Origin of the sequence: Cryobacterium breve, assembly GCF_027594785.1 — a bacterium.
In the GTDB taxonomy this organism is placed as follows: Bacteria; Actinomycetota; Actinomycetes; order Actinomycetales; family Microbacteriaceae; genus Cryobacterium; species Cryobacterium breve_A.
Window position 1 is genome coordinate 1,570,216 of record NZ_CP075584.1, and the last position, 16,426, is coordinate 1,586,641.

The following is a 16,426-nucleotide window of genomic DNA, read 5'->3' on the forward strand; positions in this document are numbered from 1 at the left end:
ACAATCTACCCACGCTCAGACCGCACCGGCCACTCCCAGCAAAGGCCCAGCTAACGCGCAGATACTGGTCCAATGACTGATGGCCCCCGCATTCTTATTGTCGACGACGAGCCCAACATTCGGGATCTCCTCACCACCAGCTTGCGCTTCGCCGGCTTCGCCGTGCGGGCCGTCGGCAACGGAGCACAGGCGATCTCCGCCGTGCTCGAAGAGGAACCCGACCTGATCATCCTCGACGTCATGCTTCCCGACATGAACGGCTTCGGCGTGACCAAACGCCTCCGTTCCGCCGGCTATACGGCGCCGATCCTGTTCCTCACCGCCAAGGACGACACCGAAGACAAGATCACCGGCCTCACGGTCGGCGGCGACGACTACGTGACCAAGCCGTTCAGCCTCGACGAGATCGTGGCCAGGATCAAGGCCATCCTCCGCCGCACGATGCACGCCGACGAAGACGCCGTCATCCGTGCCGGTGAATTGACCATGGACCAGGACACCCACGAGGTCCTCGTCGGCGAAGAGCCCATCGAGCTCAGCCCGACCGAGTTCAAGCTGCTCCGGTACCTGATGCTCAACCCGAACCGGGTGCTCTCGAAGGCGCAGATCCTCGACCACGTCTGGGAATACGACTTCAACGGCGACGCCGGCATCGTGGAGTCCTACATCTCGTACCTGCGCCGCAAGGTCGACGCGCACTCCTCCGAGCCGCTGATCCAGACCAAGCGCGGGTTCGGCTACATGCTCAAGGCTGCCAAGGCATAGTCCCAGACTGCGCAAATAGACTGGCGGCCTGATGCATCAGTCACTTACGGAGCGGTGGAACCGCATATCCCTCAGGTCCAAGATCACCGGCGTGACCGTTCTCATGCTCACGCTCGGTCTTCTGGTCTCCGGGATCGGCACGATGGCCATGCTCCGCCAGTACGTGATCCAGCAGGTCGACGCGCAACTGCAGGCGGATGCCCAGACGACGTCCGTCGCGTACACCGCGAATGCGCTCGGGCAGAACACCGGCACCGTCGTGCCGTCTGACTACTTCGTCGCCCTGTACGACGAGAACGGCGACCTCCGCTACCAGTCGTGGACCGACGTGCCCGCCCGCGAACTGCCGCAGGTCACCATGCCCCTCGACCTGCAGTCGGTCAACGCACTCAACGGGCAGACCATGCGCCTGCAGGACGCCTCACACGACACCGAGTTCCTCGCGGTCGCGGTGCCGCTCGTCACCAATGTCCACGGCACCTACGGCACCCTTGTCATGGCGGTCTCGCTCAAGACGGCCGAGAACACCGTCGGTACCTACCTCACGATCTTCCTAGGCTTCGGCCTGGGCGTCGTGCTCCTGGGCGGCCTGATCACCCGGCTGCTCGTGACGAGCACTTTCGCCCCCTTGCGCGAGGTGGAGCGCACGGCCGCGGCGATCGCGGACGGCGACTTCAGCCAGCGCCTCGGCGGTGCCACGCCCAACACCGAAGTCGGCCGGCTCAACCGCTCCCTCAACACCATGCTCAGCCGGATCGACCGTCTGTTCAAGGAACGGGCCCGCACGATCGACCAGATGCGCCGCTTCGTCGGCGACGCGAGCCACGAACTCCGCACCCCGCTCGTGTCCGTACGCGGCTACGCCGAGCTCTACCGGATGGGTGCTCTGCAGACGCCGGAAGAGGTCGCCCAGGCGATGGAGCGCATCGAGAAGGAGGCGATCCGGATGGGCGGTCTCGTCGAGGACCTCCTCGAACTCGCCCGTCTCGACGAGACGAAGCCGCTCGCCCTCACCCCCGTCGATCTGCTCCCCCTCGCCCGCGATGCCGCCCTCGACGCGATGGCCTCCTCCCCCGGTCGCACCATCACGGTCGTGGCGAAGGCTCCCGACACCGACGAGGCGCCCGTGGCGCCTCTGGCCCCCGCGATCGACCTCGCGCACTCCACGGGCGAGGTCCCGACCTCCACCTTCGTGACGGTCCCCGAGCGGGCCGTCGAGGCCGTTGCCGTGCCGCATCCGACCACCGTTTTCTTCGCGGGAGCGACGCTCGCGCGACTGCGCACCCGCCGCCCCCGTAAAGCGGATGCCGTCGCGGTCCTCCCCCAGCCCCTGCCGGCCGCCGCGCCGACCGACACGCTCCCCGCCATCGTCATGGCCGAGGAGAACAAGATCCGCCAGGTCATCACCAACCTGATGGGCAACGCCCTGCGCTTCAGCCCGGCCGACAGTCCCATCGAGCTCGAGATCGCCGTCGACCGGCGGAACCAGCGCGCATCCGTCGCCGTGATCGACCACGGCGAGGGCATCCCGCCGCAGATCCGGGACAAGATCTTCCAGCGCTTCTGGCGCGCCGACACCTCCCGCGCGCGCGAGACCGGAGGAAGTGGACTCGGCCTGGCGATCGTCGCGTCGATCGTCGCAAGCCACAATGGCACCGTCCAGGTCGTCGAGACCCCGGGTGGCGGCGCGACCTTCCGGGTCTGGTTCCCGCTCGCCGAGTCCCCGAACGCGCCGCAGCGCCTCTCGATCAACCCGACCCCGTAGCCCGCATCCCCTGGTCGGTAGCCCCGGCGGCTCCTCAACGGGCAACGGTATCGGCGAGTTGTCCCCAGCCGGGACGCGCTCGTCGGCCGCGCGCGGCATCCGCCTTACGGTGGCAGCTCACCCTTCGAAAGGACTGCGCATGCCCCGGTACCAGGTAGACAGTGAACTCGTGCTCAGCACCACGACGACGGCCAGGGCGACGCTCGGGAGGATTCAGGCGGAGGTCGCCGCGCTGCTCGGCCAGCTGACCGGGCTGGAGGGTTCGTGGACCGGGCAGGCCGCCGCCGCGTTCCAGGCCGCCGTCACGGACTGGCGGGCGACCCAGCAGCAGGTTGCGCAGAGCGCGGAAAGCCTCGGCCAGGCGCTCAACCAGGCCGGTCAGCAGTATGCCGAGATCGAGCAGGCCAACGCGCGGCTCTTCGCCCGGTAGCGGCGTCCGCGGACGCGAAAACAGGGCGCCTCCCGGAGGAGACGCCCTGTCAGCGGTGAAGCGGTGAAGCGGACTAACTATCGAGCAGGGTGGACTTAGAAGTCCATTCCGCCGGACGGGTCGCCGACGGGAGCAGCGTTCTTCTCCGGCTTGTCGGCGACAACGGCCTCGGTGGTGAGGAACAGTCCGGCGATCGACGCGGCGTTGAGCAGCGCGGAGCGGGTGACCTTCACCGGGTCATTGATGCCGGCGAGGAGCATGTCAACGTACTCACCGGTCGCGGCGTTGAGGCCCCAACCGATCGGCAGGTTGCGAACCTTGTCGGCGACGACGCCAGGCTCGAGGCCCGCGTTGAGGGCGATCTGCTTGAGCGGGGCGTCGATGGCAACCTTGACGATGTTCGCGCCGGTCGCCTCGTCTCCGACGAGCTCGAGCTTCTCGAAAGCGGTCTTGCCGGCCTGGATGAGGGCGACGCCACCACCGGCGACGATGCCCTCTTCGACGGCTGCCTTCGCGTTACGGACGGCATCCTCGATACGGTGCTTGCGCTCCTTGAGTTCAACCTCCGTGGCTGCGCCGGCCTTGATGACGGCAACGCCGCCGGCGAGCTTGGCGAGACGCTCCTGGAGCTTCTCACGGTCGTAGTCGCTGTCGGTGTTCTCGATCTCGTTGCGGATCTGCTGAACGCGACCGGCGATGGCTTCGGGGTCTCCGGCGCCTTCGACGATGGTGGTCTCGTCCTTGGTGATGACGATCTTGCGCGCGTTGCCGAGCAGGTCGAGGGTGACGTTCTCAAGCTTGAGGCCGACCTCCTCGGAGATGACCTGGCCACCGGTGAGGATGGCGATGTCCTGCAGCTGGGCCTTGCGACGGTCGCCGAAGCCGGGAGCCTTGACGGCGACAGACTTGAAGATGCCGCGGATCTTGTTCACAACGAGCGTGGCCAGGGCCTCGCCGTCGACGTCCTCGGCGATGATGAGGAGCTGCTTGCCGGTCTGGATGACCTTGTCCACGATCGGGAGGAGGTCCTTGATGTTGGAGACCTTGGAGTTGACGATCAGGATGTACGGGTCTTCGAAGACCGCTTCCTGACGGTCGGGGTCGGTCACGAAGTACGCGGAGAGGAAGCCCTTGTCGAAGCGCATGCCTTCGGTGAGCTCGAGCTCGGTGCCGAGGGTGTTGGACTCCTCGACGGTGACAACGCCTTCCTTGCCGACCTTGTCGATGGCTTCGGCGATGATCGCGCCGATTTCAGCGTCGCCGGCAGAGATGGATGCGGTGGCCGCGATCTCTTCCTTGGTCTCGACCTCTTTGGCGTTGGCGATCAGCTCTGCGATGACCGCAGCGGTGGCCTTTTCAATGCCGCGCTTGAGGCTGATCGGGTCTGCGCCGGCCGCGACGTTGCGCAGGCCTTCGCGGACGAGCGCCTGGGCGAGCACGGTCGCGGTGGTGGTTCCGTCGCCGGCGACGTCGTCGGTCTTCTTGGCGACCTCTTTGACGAGTTCCGCACCGATCTTCTCGTACGGGTCATCGAGTTCGATTTCCTTGGCGATCGAGACACCGTCGTTGGTGATCGTGGGGGCGCCCCACTTCTTCTCCAATACGACGTTACGTCCGCGCGGGCCGAGGGTGACCTTGACCGTGTCAGCGAGGATGTTCAGGCCACGCTCAAGGCCGCGACGGGCCTCTTCGTTGAAAGCAATGATCTTTGCCATATGTGTTTCTCGTCCCTCCCGGACGTTACCAAAACGGTGATGGGTTGGCACTCAAAAGGAGAGAGTGCCAAGTCGATTCTGGCACTCAGGGGTCGAGAGTGCAAGTGAGCGCCGGGAAGCGTCGCGAGGCTACGGGACGAGTTCGACGGAGCCGGTGCCGTTCGGGATCAGTTCGATCCAGGTATTGCCCGGAGCGAGGCGAATGGTGACCCCGTTGTCGTCGATCAGTCTGATCGGGTCCGCCTGCCCGGCCTTCGACCACGTGGCGTGCACGGTCTTGCCCCCTGCGGACGCCCAACCTTCTCCCGAGCCGATCATGACCGTCTTGGGGACCTCTCCGTAGGTGCCGTCGATGTCGACCCGGAGCACGAGGACGTTGGTGGCGCCGCGACGGGCGCCGGTCGTGTCGAGGTCGGGGGCGCCCTCCTGCGAGCGCAAATAGTTCTGTGAGGCCGTGTCCCAGCTCCAGGCGGGATACCGGGCTGCGGAGAATCGGCCGTTGATCTGGGTGATCGGCTTGCCGTCGATCCCGGCGGTCGATGCCGCGATCGAGCCCGCGTAGGCGAACTGCTGCACCGGTGGCGCGACGGAGGCATTGCGCCCGACGAGTTCGGCGGCCTTGAGCACGACATTGTGCGGGGCCTCCCTGTCGGCGACTCGGGAGAACAGGCCGGTCGTGTCGTAGTCGAAGACGGAGTTGATGACGGGTGTGGCCTTCATCATGTCGACGAAGATCTGCTGCCCGCCGGAGTAGGCGACGATCCCGCCGAACGGCGTGATGATGTCGGGGTCCATCGGCCGGATCGACCGCACCGGGCCGATGGCGTCGGGGATGTCGGACTGCCAGACGCCGACGTAACGGGTCAGCCCGCCCTCGACGAGTTCCTCGAAGACGATGTCCGCGCGGTCGAGGGAGATCTGGGGTCTGGCGGCCTCGTGGTTGTCGATTTTCACCGCGAGGGACGGGTTCGCGGCCTTTCCGGCCGGCACGATCGTGCCGCGGAGCGGTGCGATCGCCAGTGGTGCCGGGGCATCGACCGCAGCCGTGCTGGGCTCCACGGACGACGTCGGCGTCGCCGTGGTCGGCGGCTCGGTTCCGGAGCACGCCGTCATCACCACAAGCAGGCATGGAAGAAGCACGGCACCAAAAATTCGTGCCGTGCTTCGCCCGTGAATTGTCGCAGTTCTTTTCGCTGTCACGCCCCACACACTACGCGGCAAAATCGCGGATACGGCGCGGCTCGGGGGTTCCCCGAGATTGGGTGCGCCTGATGTGGGTGCGCCTGATTTCTACAGGTTAGACGGGACGTACCGACTCGGCCTGTGGCCCCTTCGCCCCGGTTCCCAGTTCGAAGATGACGTGCTGTCCCTCCTCCAAAACCTTGTACCCGTGCATGTCAATGGCGGAATAGTGGACGAAGACGTCCTGTCCGCCGCCGTCGACGGTGATGAAGCCGAAACCCTTTTCAGCGTTGAACCATTTGACGGTTCCGTTCGCCATGTGTAACTCCCCAGTGCTCTGATATTTTCGGCTACTGCCCGTTGGCCGTACCGGGCCTGGCGCATGTGACTGCGTCCACCTGATCCGACCGGTCGGATGCCCCTGAGGGCAACCGGACGAACTCGATGAGCGACCTGAGTCAAAGAGTACTGAAGCGCGAAAAGAAGGAAAGGGGGTTGACGAATGGCCCGGAATGGAGTTATAGAACCGGCGTCGAAGTGCAGGTCAGGAGGTGGGTGCGGCGCTGGAAACGAAGTCGGCTCCGACGACGACCGTGAGGTCCGCCCCCGATGTGGCGAAGTCGTTCGCGAGGAGCACGGTGGATCCCGGCAGCGAGGCCGCGACTCCGCGGGCGGCCCCCTCGAGGGTCGCGTCGGCGTAGTAGACGGTCGTCTTGGTCACGTCTTCGGTGCTCGCGTTGCTGAGTGCGCCGACGGTCCAGCCGGCCTTGGAGAGCAGATCCCCTGCGGCCTTGGCGACGCCCGTGCCCTTCGTGCCGTTGAGCACGGTGACCGTGAGGCTCGGATCGACCGTCGCGACGGCCGTGGGGACGGCCGATGCCACATCCGTTGCCGTTGTCGTGTCGGTCGCCGAGCTGGACGACAGGCCGGGGATCGCGATGTTCAGTTTGTTGCTGAGTGAAGCCATCCCGAAGACTCCGAGGCCGATGAGGACGGCCGTGGCTCCGAGTGCCCACCAGAACGCGACCCAGTGGCGCCCCTTCTTGCCGGGGGCGCGATGGGCGCCCACTCGGTCGAGGGAGTGCGGCAGGTGGTCGAAGCGGTCTTTCGGATAGGTGGGAGGCATTGTGGGGCTGGGTCGATCCTCTTGTCGCGGGCGAATGGGTGGAACGTCGGGGTGCGAGATCCTGCTGCGCCTACGGGGCGGGGCTGGTTCGGTGCTCCGGAGCGCGCACTGTCCGGCGCTCCCGTGCCTGCGCCCGGGCCGCACGCATCCGCTGCAGGCGTTTCACCAGCATGGGATCGTGAGCCAGGGCGAGCGGAGAGTCGATCAAAACGCCCAATAGTTGATAGTACCGGGCAGCGGACAGGCCGAACTCGGAGCGGATCGCCTGCTCCTTGGCCCCGGCGTGGGTGAACCAGCGCCGTTCGAAGCTCAGGATGCCGCGATCACGGTCGGTCAGGCCGCCTGGGGAGTCGGCGGGGTCCGGGTCACGTGCGCCGTCCACCATCCACCTCTTTCGCCCTCGCCATTCGCTGCTCGAATCCTATTTGGCGTCGGCTATGGATTTGCTGGGCCACGCGGGTCGTCCAGCGGCCGGGAAGGAAAGTGCCCGGGCAGACGTGGGAGTGCCTCGATGTGAAAGTGCTGAACGGCCCCGGGAATCGGAATACGGCCCGGCCGAGCTGAGTTTAGGCTTGCTGGGAGGGTTGCGGTGTTCACTATGCTGCGCCCTCGCCCGATGGGAAGGATGAACCATGGACTACGAAGTCACCAAGTCAGACGCTGAATGGGCCGCGGAACTCGGGCCGGAGAAGTTTGCCGTACTCCGTCAGGCCGCCACCGAGCGGGCCTGGACCGGGGAGCCTGCTCGACGAGAGCCGCTCCGGCATCTACACCTGCGGCGCCTGCCACGCCGAGCTCTTCAAGAGCGGCACGAAGTTCGATTCCGGCTGTGGCTGGCCGAGCTTCTACGAGTCGGTGCGCCCCGAGGCCGTCGAACTCATCGAGGACACCTCCCTCGGCGTCGTCCGCACCGAGGTGCGGTGCGCGAACTGCGGTTCCCACCTGGGGCACGTCTTCGACGATGGTTTCGGCACCCCGACTGGCGACCGCTACTGCATGAACTCCATCTCGCTCGAGTTCAAGCCGGTCGACTAGACCGTGTCCACGCCGCTCGAGGCGATCGGCGGGCGGCGTTCGTTCTCCGCCGTGACAGCGGATGCCCCCACGCACGAAGAGCTCCTCCCGCTCGTCGCCGCGTGCGCGCGCGTGGCCGACCACGGGGCCCTGCGCCCCTGGCGCCTGATAGAACTGCGCGGGGATGCCCGCACGCGGCTGGGGGCGGCGTTCGTTGCGGCATCCGCTCGCCTCGCCGCGGAGGCCTGTGCGGAACCCCCGTCAGCCGCGGACCTGGCCAAGCTCGCCGGCAAGCCGCTGCGGGCGTCGCTGCTGATCGCGGTCGTCGCGAGCCATCGGGAGAGCGACAAGGTCGAGGCCTGGGAACAGGACGTCACCGCGGCGGGCGTCGGACACGCCCTCAGCCTGCTGTTGGCCCACGCCGGCTGGGGCGTGATGTGGCGCACCGGAGCGTTGACGCGCACCCCGGAAGTGCACGGGTTGCACAGGCTCACCGAGTCAGAGGAGTTGCTCGGCTGGCTCTACGTCGGCGGAGTGCCGACTGGAGCAAAGCCGGGCGTCCGGCTGCCGGTCGACCCCGCCGTGCACCTCACCGCCCTGTGACCGCGTACTGACCACCCCCCTGTCCCTCCCCTGACCTTCAACTGGCTCCCCTGACCGCTCACCTTTTGGTTCTTTTAGGCTCGCGCGCCACGTACGCCGCTTCGCGCCAGGCATGCCTGGCGCGAAGCGGCGCAGTTGGCGCGCGTTCGCCGGGGCGCGGTTCAGCACCCGCAAGCTTCACCGTCTCTTCACCTGAACGTCGGCGGAATGTCCCGGGCACGGCGAGGGCGCGACGTATCCTCATGGCGTGAGCGTAGAAATCAGCACACTCGTCCAGCCCGACTCCGTCTACCTCGGAACGCTGACCCTCCTGCGGCCGGCCGTCACAGTGACCCTGACCGCCGAAGCTCCTGCTCCCGCCGTTTCCGCCGTTGCCCGGCGCCCGAGCGTCGACGATGCCGACCCCACCTTCCTGGAACCGCTTGTGGATGTCGTGCTCCGGTTCCTCTGGGCGCTCGTCGGCTGCTACGTCTGGGTAGTCCTGCTCGCCAAGGGTCCACGGTCCCGCTCGGTGAGCCGGGAGCTTGAGCCGATCGTCTGGCCGCAGGCGGACTACCCCGCTGTGGGACTGCCGGCGCTCGGACTGTCGAGCGCCGGCAGCGTCCGCCGGCCGTCGAGCCCCGACTTCGGCGAGAACGGCGCTCGCGCTTAGGTCACACGGAATGCGCGGTGCGCACCGTGTTGCCGGACGGATCGCGGAACGCGCAGTCGCGCGGCCCCCAGCGCCTATCGATGGGGATTCCCGGAGCAGACCCGGGGAGCGCCAGAGAACGCAAGGTCGGAGTTTTTCGCGACTCGCGGCATCCGCTGACCGGATTCGCGGCGTGTCGCGAAAATCTCCGACTTTGCGACCGAGCGCATGCAGCGAAGCCTCGCCAGAGCGGCTCAGCGCGAGATGACGGTGCCGCCGAGCGCGGCGATCGCCCGCAGCAGGCGCGGGCCGGCGGCGAACCAGGCCACGATCATCACGACGAGCGAGGCGGCGAAGATCCAGAATCCGGTCCAGCCGCCGTCGCTCTGCACGGCGTACATGTGATTGAGGTTGCGCAGCGCCCCGGTCGCGAAGACCAGGGTCACGTGCACGACGACAAAGACCAGAAAGACCATCATCACGCCGACGTGCACCGTCTTGGTCGCGCGGAGCGGAACGAGTGCGCTGAGGCGTCGTGACGTCCAGAGCGGCGACAAGCGGATGCCGGTGGCGAGCGCGAGCGGAGCGGCCAGAAACACGATGGTGAAGTAGCTCAGGGTCTGGAGTGCGTTGTAGTTGACCCAGCCGTCGGCGACCGGCCAGTCCAGCGAGACGTATTGGAGCGCGGCCGACACGGCGTTGGGAATGATGTCCCAGCTCACCGGGACGATGCGCACCCACTGGCCGGTGACAAAGAGCAGCACGTAGAAGAGCAGCCCGTTGACAACCCAGAGCACGTCGACCGAGAGGTGGAGCCAGACGTTGATGCCCATCCGGGTGGGCGGTCGTTTCGTGCGGATGAGCCCGGTATTGCGCCGGGTCCAGAACATGGTCGGCCGCCCGGCGGTGCGCACCTGCCAGCCAGAACGCACGATGAAGAGCAGAAAGAAAACGTTGAGCCCGTGCTGCCAGGCGAGCCACGCCGGAAAGCCGACGGGCGCCCCGGACGGCAGCGGCGACGCTCCGGGGAAGTCGGTGAGGAAGGACTGCACGGACGGTAGCGAGCGGATACCCTTCGCGGCGAGCACTGCTGCGGCCAGGAGGCCGATCGCGAGGATGACGGCCACGGCGAGCCTGAACCAGGCGGCTCGACCGAAGCCGAGCAGCCCGGAGCGCTCTGCTGTCATCGGTCGCCCTCTCGGGCGATCGCGTCGTGCGGCATGGGTGTGCGTCCTTCTGGTCTGGCCGGTCCGGTGCCTGTCTGGCGGCATCCGTCGGCATTGTGGCGCGTTCAAGCGCGACTATGCCATCATCGACCATTTCGCGCCCGGCGTCTTCCCGCTCTGTCAAAATCCGACATCTGCGGGGCGCCCGGATGCACGCCGTCACTGGGGGCGGTTCAGTTTCCCGTCGAGCCAGAGCGTGTCGGACGCGTCGCTGTGCGTGGTCCCGGTCCCGACGTGCTTGGCGTCGATTTTCTCGCCGTTCTTGATGACGTGCACGAGCGCCATCGCGTGGCCTCGGCCCAGGTCGAAGTCCGTCTTCAGCCAGTCGACGATCGCCCCGGCTTTCGTGGACGGGTCGTCGAACCCCTTCTCATGGGCGAGGGCGATGAACTCGCGCGGGGTCAGTCCGGTCTTGTCTTCGATGTTGTCGAGGTATGCCTGGAACGACATCTCTGCTCCTTCGCCGGTGCTCTCTTCTGCGGCCGCCAACCGTTGCCGCTGCGGACAATTGTTACCCGTGTCTGGGCCACAGTCGTCCGCATGGGGAACATTGACGGGCGAGGCACACCCACGAGCAGTCAAGCGCAAAGCGTCGAAGCCGAAACCGAGCCGCTATTGCCGTTTACGAGTCTTCCGCGGCGACACAGTGACCGTCTCGGCATTCTGTGACGACGGATCACCGCCTGATCCCGGAAGAACGACGGGCAGGATGACCGAGGAGGCCGCACCGCCCGTCCATCCACTGACGACATCCAGTACAACCAAGAAGACGGTGGCGAGCGCCTGACCAACCGCACGACTCGTTCGGCGAAGTCGTCTGCCTACCCCGTGAACGCCAGTCATTCGGATCATCCCCCGCTGATCGCGCAAGCATATCGGATCATGACTGCGGGCGATTCCGCGGGAACCGGATCGGCGTGGATCCCAGTGTTTTCAAGGGTTGTGGGGCCGGCCACGGGACTTGAACCCGTAACCCCCACTTGCGTTTTGGCCATTTTCGGCCCAATCACCGGAACGCGCTAGAACCCTCAGTTCCTTGCTATGACTGGGATCCAGGCCTGTTTGGGATCACCACAGCACGCGCCGAAACTGCCGTGTTTCTCTCGGCATCATGACTAAATCATGACTGCCGCGCGGCCTGCATGCCCTCTTGTGAGCGGGTGTTTACAATCGTAAACTTTACGCATGGGGTTCGACGTTGATTGGACGCACGGCCGTGATCACATGTGGTCGAAGCATCGCGTCTCCGTGACCGAGGCGATGGAAGCGCTGGCTGACGTCGACGCGCAGTGGTTCGACCCGGACCCCAAGAGCACGTCGGGCAACAGCGCGCGAGTGCTCGGCTATTCGCACACGGCGAGCGCTGTGATCGTGGTCATCCTCGTCCATCGGGATGACCGCACTCAGGCTTGGTGGGGTGCAAATGGATGGCGGGCCGGCCCCGCGGACCGACGAACGTATCGAGAAGGGATCGAACAGTGAGTAACAGCATCCAGAAGCTGATTGAAAATGTCGCCGCCGAGGCAGATGCCACGCATGATGAACCGATGCCGGCCGGAGCGACCCCGACCCGTCCCAACAAGTCCGTTCCGGTTGCCGTTCGACTCGCACCCGACGACGTCGCCGTGATCGAGACTCTTGCGGACAAGCTCGACGTGCCGGTATCCACCCTCCTGCGCGGCTGGATTCTGGATGCCCTCGCGGCTCACCGTGACGAGTCCGTTGCCACCGCGCTCGACAGAGTCACCGCGGACATCCAGCGACTACGCGAGCTCGTCGCCTGACGTCGCCACGAAGCGATCTGTCTCAGGATCGGCGCAAAAGGATGTCGCCTGACTAGGTTGGTCCCATGTACTTCACTGATCGTGAGCCGATGGACGTTCCACCGCCGCCGACCGTCGACACCGCCGCCAAGATGTTTGGGACGCCGGTGATTGGCTTTCTTCCGCAGGCCTCCCTTTCCGAACTTGGCGTAGGGACTGTCGGCACATCGACAAACGGTAGCCCGTCCATCCTTGAATCAGTAGCTATCAGCTACACCCTGTGGAGAAACCCCCAGGATCATGACGATCCCGCCAACTTTGCGGACGTTGATGGAAAAGAGCGCGACTCACTCGAGCGGGAGCCGAGCAAGCCGTTGCCAGACTGGATGCTGGAGTTCCGGAAGCTGATGCGTTACCCGTCCCTGTGGGAGGCCGTGATGACTACGAGGGTCATGGACACGGAAGGGCAAACGCCCGAGTCGGTTCTGGTCGCTCACACAAACCACATTCTGATGAATACGTTCCGCGAGCAACGGGTCTTGGGCGAGTTCCCTGGGAATCTTGATTCACCCGTGACCGAGCGTCACATCCAGCGCGTCGGGGTTCCGCTCGATGGCGTTGGAGTGCCGGGCCTGCGCATCGACTCCGACCCACACGTCTACTCGATAGGGGCCGATCTCGGTGATCGCATCCTGACTGCCGTGGTGGCGCGCGACCACCTTCCGTACGTCACCCTCGCGTTCCAGACACGAGCCTGACACCACACCCTCAGGACGGTATGGCTGCACAAGGATCGCGATGCCGCGCAAACGCAGCCTCCCAGTTGCCTCGCAGGCGAGACACTCCGCATCCACGTTTACCCGTGTCGAATCGTTGGCCGCGCCCATCAAGAGAGGTCGGGCACTGCAGAGGGACGCCAACGGTCGAAGACGATTGCATCCATCTGAGTCGATCGCACGATCATCAGTGAGTCGACCATCGCCTCATCAATGTACGTCTATTGCGCAACCATCCAGATCTCCGTCTTCGCTGACACCTTGATTCGCTGACCAAACGCATCTTGCTTTTCTCGTGCGTCTCTCGGTTTTTTGTACTTGTCTTTCTTCTTTCTTTCACATATCTCTTCCCCATAATCTTCTTTCTCTTTCCCTGTCCCACCGCTACCCCTTTACTTCCCAACCCCCCACACAATGCCGTTGGGTGTGGGGGGTTGGGAAGCGAGCGCAGCGAGGGGGTCGCGGTGGGACAGGGAAAGAGGCCCCTTACCCGGTCGTTTGCCTATTCGCTCTCAACGAATAGCCAAACGAATACCCAAACGAATAGGCAGCCGTCTCGGAGCACCGACGCGTGATCCTTCGCGCCGACGAGATCGGATACTCTCCCTTGCTCGAACGCCCCTAATCGTCGTCGCGCATTTCGGCAGAGCAGCGGATGATGCCGTTCAGGCCTAAGTAGGATGTCGACTCGTTGTCCGCGTTGATGGCCCCACTCATGTACGCCTTGAACTGCACGCTCGGGCAGGTTCACCGGCCTACTTGGCACGTCCTTCGACCGCGTTGGCCGCCGAATTGAATACCATGCAACCCGCCTTCCTGCGCTGTCGGACCTGAAATGTACGCTCGTCCGCAAGCGATCAAGGAGGAGCCGAATGGCCAGAGCCTGGGTAATCGATCTGTGGCAAAAGATCGATCCCGAGACCGGCAAGAAGATCCGGACCGAGCGATTCGGCAGCGGCTCACGGTGGCGAGTGGACTGGTACGAGCTCCAGCCCGACGGAACGAAGCGACTCCGTTCCCGCACCTTCCCGATCAAGGCGGGCGCAGAAGAGTTCGCGACCCGCACGGACCACGAGACTCGGGCGGGCAGCTACCGGCCCGTCGAGTTCGGCCGCAAGCCCTTCGTGCGGGCGTCAGAGTCGTGGCTGGCCGGCAAGAAGAAGATCAAGCCCTCAACCCGCCACAGCTACGACCGTGACCTGCGCACGCACATCCTGCCCCGCTGGGGCGCGGTCGCCATCGGCTCGATCACACGGCACGACATCGAGACCTGGGTGACTCAGCTGCAGGACGGCTCAGCACCCGTCAACTTCCTCGGTGAGCACCCGCGCCAGGCATCGGGTCTCAGTGCTGCCAGCATCGACCGCCTGTTCGCGATCACCAGCGCCGTGCTCAGCTACTCCCACAAGGCTGGCTGGCTACCGGTCAACCCGGCCAACGGTGTCGAGCTGCCGACCATTCTGCGCGCGCACCACATCTACCTGAGCTATGCCGAGGTCGAGCTGCTCGCCGACGCGGCCTTCGCAGCAACGTCCGACGAGACCGACCGGGTGCTCATCCACACGCTCGCGTACACGGGCATGCGCATCAACGAGGCGCTCGCGCTCACCGTCGACGATCTGCGCCTGGAGACCCGCCGGGCGACGGTCAAGGCCACCTGGTCCCTCAACGCTGCCGGAGAGCGCGTCACGGGCACGCCCAAGACCGGATCGACCCGTGTCGTGCCCCTACAGCCCTTCCTCGTCGACGAACTGCGGGCGCTAATCGTGGGCCGCTCCCCCGGCTCCTACGTCTTCCAGGGACCACGGGGCGGGCCGATCCACGATCACAACTGGCGGAGCCGCACGTGGCGCCTGGCGGTCCTGGGCTCCGGCCTCGACATTCCAGGCCTGACCCCGCACAAGCTGCGCCACACGGCCGCGTCTGCCGCTGTCGCCGCCGGCGCCGACGTGCTCGTTCTGCAGCAAATGCTCGGGCACCGGGACGCGGCCGAGACGTTGAACACCTACGGGCATCTCTGGCCCGACCGCCTCGACGAGGTGACGGATGCCGTCGGCCGTGCTCGCGACGCGGCGCTCGCGGCCCGGCCGTCGTTTCTCATCATGACTAAATCATGACCGCGGCGGATTCCGTGAGACTCGGATCGGTGTGGATCCCAGTGTTTTCACGGGGTGTGGGGCCGGCCACGGGACTTGAACCCGTAACCCCCACTTTACAAGAGTGGTGCGCTACCAATTGCGCCAGGCCGGCATGAGGCGGATTCCCGCCTCGGTCCCCCATCCTAAATGACGAACGGGGTCTCCGGGGCCAGACCGGCAGCATCCGCCCGACGGGAACCGCCTACGAAGGAAAAGCGGCAGTCCGGACGGGGATCAGCCGGCCGGGGTCGGCGTGGGAGTGGGGGTCGACGTCGAGTAGGTCTCGCCGGCGGACTGCAGCACGAATGCGGCGAATTCCTTGGGGTCATCGAGTGCACCCGAGTACTGCTTGCCGTTCACCAGCACCGTCGGCGTGCCGGTCACGGCCTCGACAGTGGTGTTGGGCAATGGACCGGACAGCGCCCGGTTGGTCGCGGCGACCACCCAGGCCTTGTAGCGCACGTCCGTGATGCAGGTGTCGATCTCCGAGACGGATGACGCGACTCCGGAGCTCGTCACGAGCCCCATGATCGCTGCATCGTCCAGCCCTGCCGTTGCTTCCTTCGGCTGGTTGGCGAACAGTGCGGCGTTGAAGGCGAAGAAGTCATTGGGAGAATAGTTGGCGACGCACGCGGCAGCGTTCGCCGATCGGAGCGAGTACTGGGTGCCGGCTGACTTGCTGGTCAGAATTGAGATCGGGTGGATCTCGAGCGTTGCGGCGCCCGAGGTGACCCATTTCACGATCTGGTCGCTGTTGGTTTTCTCGAACTGGCCGCAGAACGGGCAGAGGTAGTCGACGTACACGCGGATGTCGGCGACGGTTCCGGTCGCGTCCGGTGTGGACGGGACCGCGTCTGCGCCGGCCTTGAGAGCGGTGGTTGCCGTGACCTTCATACCCTCGCCGATGAGGATGCCGTCGCTGGCCATGTTTGCGGGCCCGGGGCCTGCGGGACGGATCGAGTTCATGACGACGAGCGCGATAACGGCGACGATCGCGAGTGCGACCACCAGGATGCCGCCCTGCAGCAGGAACCGATTGCGACGGTTCTTCTTCTTCTGCTCGACACGCAGCTGGGTAGCCTTCGTGCGGACCGCGTCGCGTCGCTTATTTCGGGAAGGTCGACTCTCGCCAGATCCGCCAATTGTCATGAATGCTCGCTTCGGGTAGGTCTCTGTATCGACATTTCCTATGTAAATGCCCTCCAGATAATAGGACTCCAGTCTGGGAAATGACCAGACAGGGGGTGCCGTGCGGGGCATCCGCCCGACAAAAGCGCCGCAGACCCCCTGTT

18 protein-coding genes, 1 tRNA gene and 1 pseudogene are annotated in these 16,426 nt (G+C 65.5%); 11 read left to right on the top strand and 9 right to left on the bottom strand.

Annotation, left to right across the window (positions count from 1 at the left end):
• Positions 1-72: 72 nt before the first annotated feature.
• The 3 genes from KIV56_RS07670 to KIV56_RS07680 all read left to right on the top strand — a co-directional run bounded on the left by KIV56_RS07670 (position 73) and on the right by KIV56_RS07680 (position 2,960).
• A complete protein-coding gene (locus KIV56_RS07670; protein ID WP_134450053.1) occupies positions 73-765 on the top strand; it encodes a response regulator transcription factor in 693 nt (230 codons plus the stop codon).
• Between the two features lie 31 nt (positions 766-796).
• Positions 797-2,530 (top strand): ATP-binding protein, encoded by a 1,734-nt coding sequence (locus KIV56_RS07675; RefSeq protein WP_432432620.1) that lies wholly within the window; start codon positions 797-799, stop codon positions 2,528-2,530.
• A gap of 139 nt (positions 2,531-2,669) precedes the next feature.
• Complete coding sequence (locus KIV56_RS07680) at positions 2,670-2,960, top strand: WXG100 family type VII secretion target (protein ID WP_134450051.1); 291 nt, start codon at positions 2,670-2,672, stop codon at positions 2,958-2,960.
• A 95-nt stretch (positions 2,961-3,055) separates the two neighbouring features.
• On the opposite strand, the gene groL is transcribed toward KIV56_RS07680, so the two are convergent.
• Together groL and KIV56_RS07690 are read right to left on the bottom strand one after the other, a co-directional pair.
• Positions 3,056-4,675, bottom strand: coding sequence for a chaperonin GroEL (gene groL, locus KIV56_RS07685; RefSeq protein ID WP_134450050.1), 1,620 nt, complete (start codon positions 4,673-4,675; stop codon positions 3,056-3,058).
• A 129-nt stretch (positions 4,676-4,804) separates the two neighbouring features.
• On the bottom strand, positions 4,805-5,734 hold the full coding sequence (locus tag KIV56_RS07690; RefSeq protein WP_281535782.1) for a DUF3048 domain-containing protein: 930 nt from the start codon (positions 5,732-5,734) through the stop codon (positions 4,805-4,807).
• On the opposite strand from KIV56_RS07690, the gene KIV56_RS07695 reads away from it, so the two are divergent.
• On the top strand, positions 5,721-5,849 hold the full coding sequence (locus tag KIV56_RS07695; RefSeq protein ID WP_281535783.1) for a hypothetical protein: 129 nt from the start codon (positions 5,721-5,723) through the stop codon (positions 5,847-5,849). The genes KIV56_RS07690 and KIV56_RS07695 overlap by 14 nt on opposite strands.
• 123 nt (positions 5,850-5,972) lie before the next feature.
• On the opposite strand, the gene KIV56_RS07700 is transcribed toward KIV56_RS07695, so the two are convergent.
• The 3 genes from KIV56_RS07700 to KIV56_RS07710 all read right to left on the bottom strand — a co-directional run bounded on the left by KIV56_RS07700 (position 5,973) and on the right by KIV56_RS07710 (position 7,368).
• A complete protein-coding gene (locus KIV56_RS07700) occupies positions 5,973-6,176 on the bottom strand; it encodes a cold-shock protein (RefSeq protein WP_134362230.1) in 204 nt (67 codons plus the stop codon).
• Positions 6,177-6,401: 225 nt separating this feature from the next.
• On the bottom strand, positions 6,402-6,983 hold the full coding sequence (locus KIV56_RS07705) for a LytR C-terminal domain-containing protein (protein WP_281535784.1): 582 nt from the start codon (positions 6,981-6,983) through the stop codon (positions 6,402-6,404).
• A gap of 70 nt (positions 6,984-7,053) precedes the next feature.
• Positions 7,054-7,368 (bottom strand): DUF3263 domain-containing protein, encoded by a 315-nt coding sequence (locus KIV56_RS07710; RefSeq protein ID WP_281535785.1) that lies wholly within the window; start codon positions 7,366-7,368, stop codon positions 7,054-7,056.
• A gap of 247 nt (positions 7,369-7,615) precedes the next feature.
• Here KIV56_RS07710 and msrB point away from each other — a divergent pair.
• From msrB to KIV56_RS07725, 3 genes and pseudogenes are all read left to right on the top strand, one after another.
• Positions 7,616-8,018: pseudogene (gene msrB, locus KIV56_RS07715) on the top strand (peptide-methionine (R)-S-oxide reductase MsrB).
• Between the two features lie 3 nt (positions 8,019-8,021).
• Positions 8,022-8,600: a nitroreductase family protein gene (locus tag KIV56_RS07720; protein ID WP_281535786.1), complete on the top strand. Its 579-nt coding sequence runs from the start codon at positions 8,022-8,024 to the stop codon at positions 8,598-8,600.
• Positions 8,601-8,847: 247 nt separating this feature from the next.
• Entirely contained in the window at positions 8,848-9,252 is a 405-nt protein-coding gene (locus KIV56_RS07725; protein WP_281535787.1) for a hypothetical protein, read from the top strand.
• 233 nt (positions 9,253-9,485) lie between these two features.
• On the opposite strand, the gene KIV56_RS07730 is transcribed toward KIV56_RS07725, so the two are convergent.
• Together KIV56_RS07730 and KIV56_RS07735 are read right to left on the bottom strand one after the other, a co-directional pair.
• Positions 9,486-10,418, bottom strand: a complete 933-nt coding sequence (locus KIV56_RS07730; RefSeq protein ID WP_281535788.1) for a hypothetical protein — start codon at positions 10,416-10,418, stop codon at positions 9,486-9,488.
• A gap of 198 nt (positions 10,419-10,616) precedes the next feature.
• Positions 10,617-10,907, bottom strand: a complete 291-nt coding sequence (locus KIV56_RS07735; RefSeq protein WP_281535789.1) for a DUF4287 domain-containing protein — start codon at positions 10,905-10,907, stop codon at positions 10,617-10,619.
• Positions 10,908-11,642: 735 nt separating this feature from the next.
• Here KIV56_RS07735 and KIV56_RS07740 point away from each other — a divergent pair.
• The 4 genes from KIV56_RS07740 to KIV56_RS07755 all read left to right on the top strand — a co-directional run bounded on the left by KIV56_RS07740 (position 11,643) and on the right by KIV56_RS07755 (position 15,113).
• A complete protein-coding gene (locus KIV56_RS07740; RefSeq protein WP_281535790.1) occupies positions 11,643-11,939 on the top strand; it encodes a hypothetical protein in 297 nt (98 codons plus the stop codon).
• Entirely contained in the window at positions 11,936-12,241 is a 306-nt protein-coding gene (locus tag KIV56_RS07745) for a hypothetical protein (RefSeq protein ID WP_281535791.1), read from the top strand. Before KIV56_RS07740 ends, KIV56_RS07745 begins: the two co-directional genes overlap by 4 nt.
• 65 nt (positions 12,242-12,306) lie before the next feature.
• Positions 12,307-12,978, top strand: a complete 672-nt coding sequence (locus tag KIV56_RS07750) for a hypothetical protein (protein ID WP_281535792.1) — start codon at positions 12,307-12,309, stop codon at positions 12,976-12,978.
• An 890-nt stretch (positions 12,979-13,868) separates the two neighbouring features.
• Positions 13,869-15,113, top strand: coding sequence for a tyrosine-type recombinase/integrase (locus KIV56_RS07755; RefSeq protein WP_281535793.1), 1,245 nt, complete (start codon positions 13,869-13,871; stop codon positions 15,111-15,113).
• Between the two features lie 57 nt (positions 15,114-15,170).
• Here the strand turns inward: KIV56_RS07755 and KIV56_RS07760 are convergent.
• Together KIV56_RS07760 and KIV56_RS07765 are read right to left on the bottom strand one after the other, a co-directional pair.
• A tRNA-Thr gene (locus KIV56_RS07760) sits at positions 15,171-15,246 on the bottom strand.
• A gap of 122 nt (positions 15,247-15,368) precedes the next feature.
• Entirely contained in the window at positions 15,369-16,283 is a 915-nt protein-coding gene (locus KIV56_RS07765; protein WP_281535794.1) for a DsbA family protein, read from the bottom strand.
• Positions 16,284-16,426: the final 143 nt, after the last annotated feature.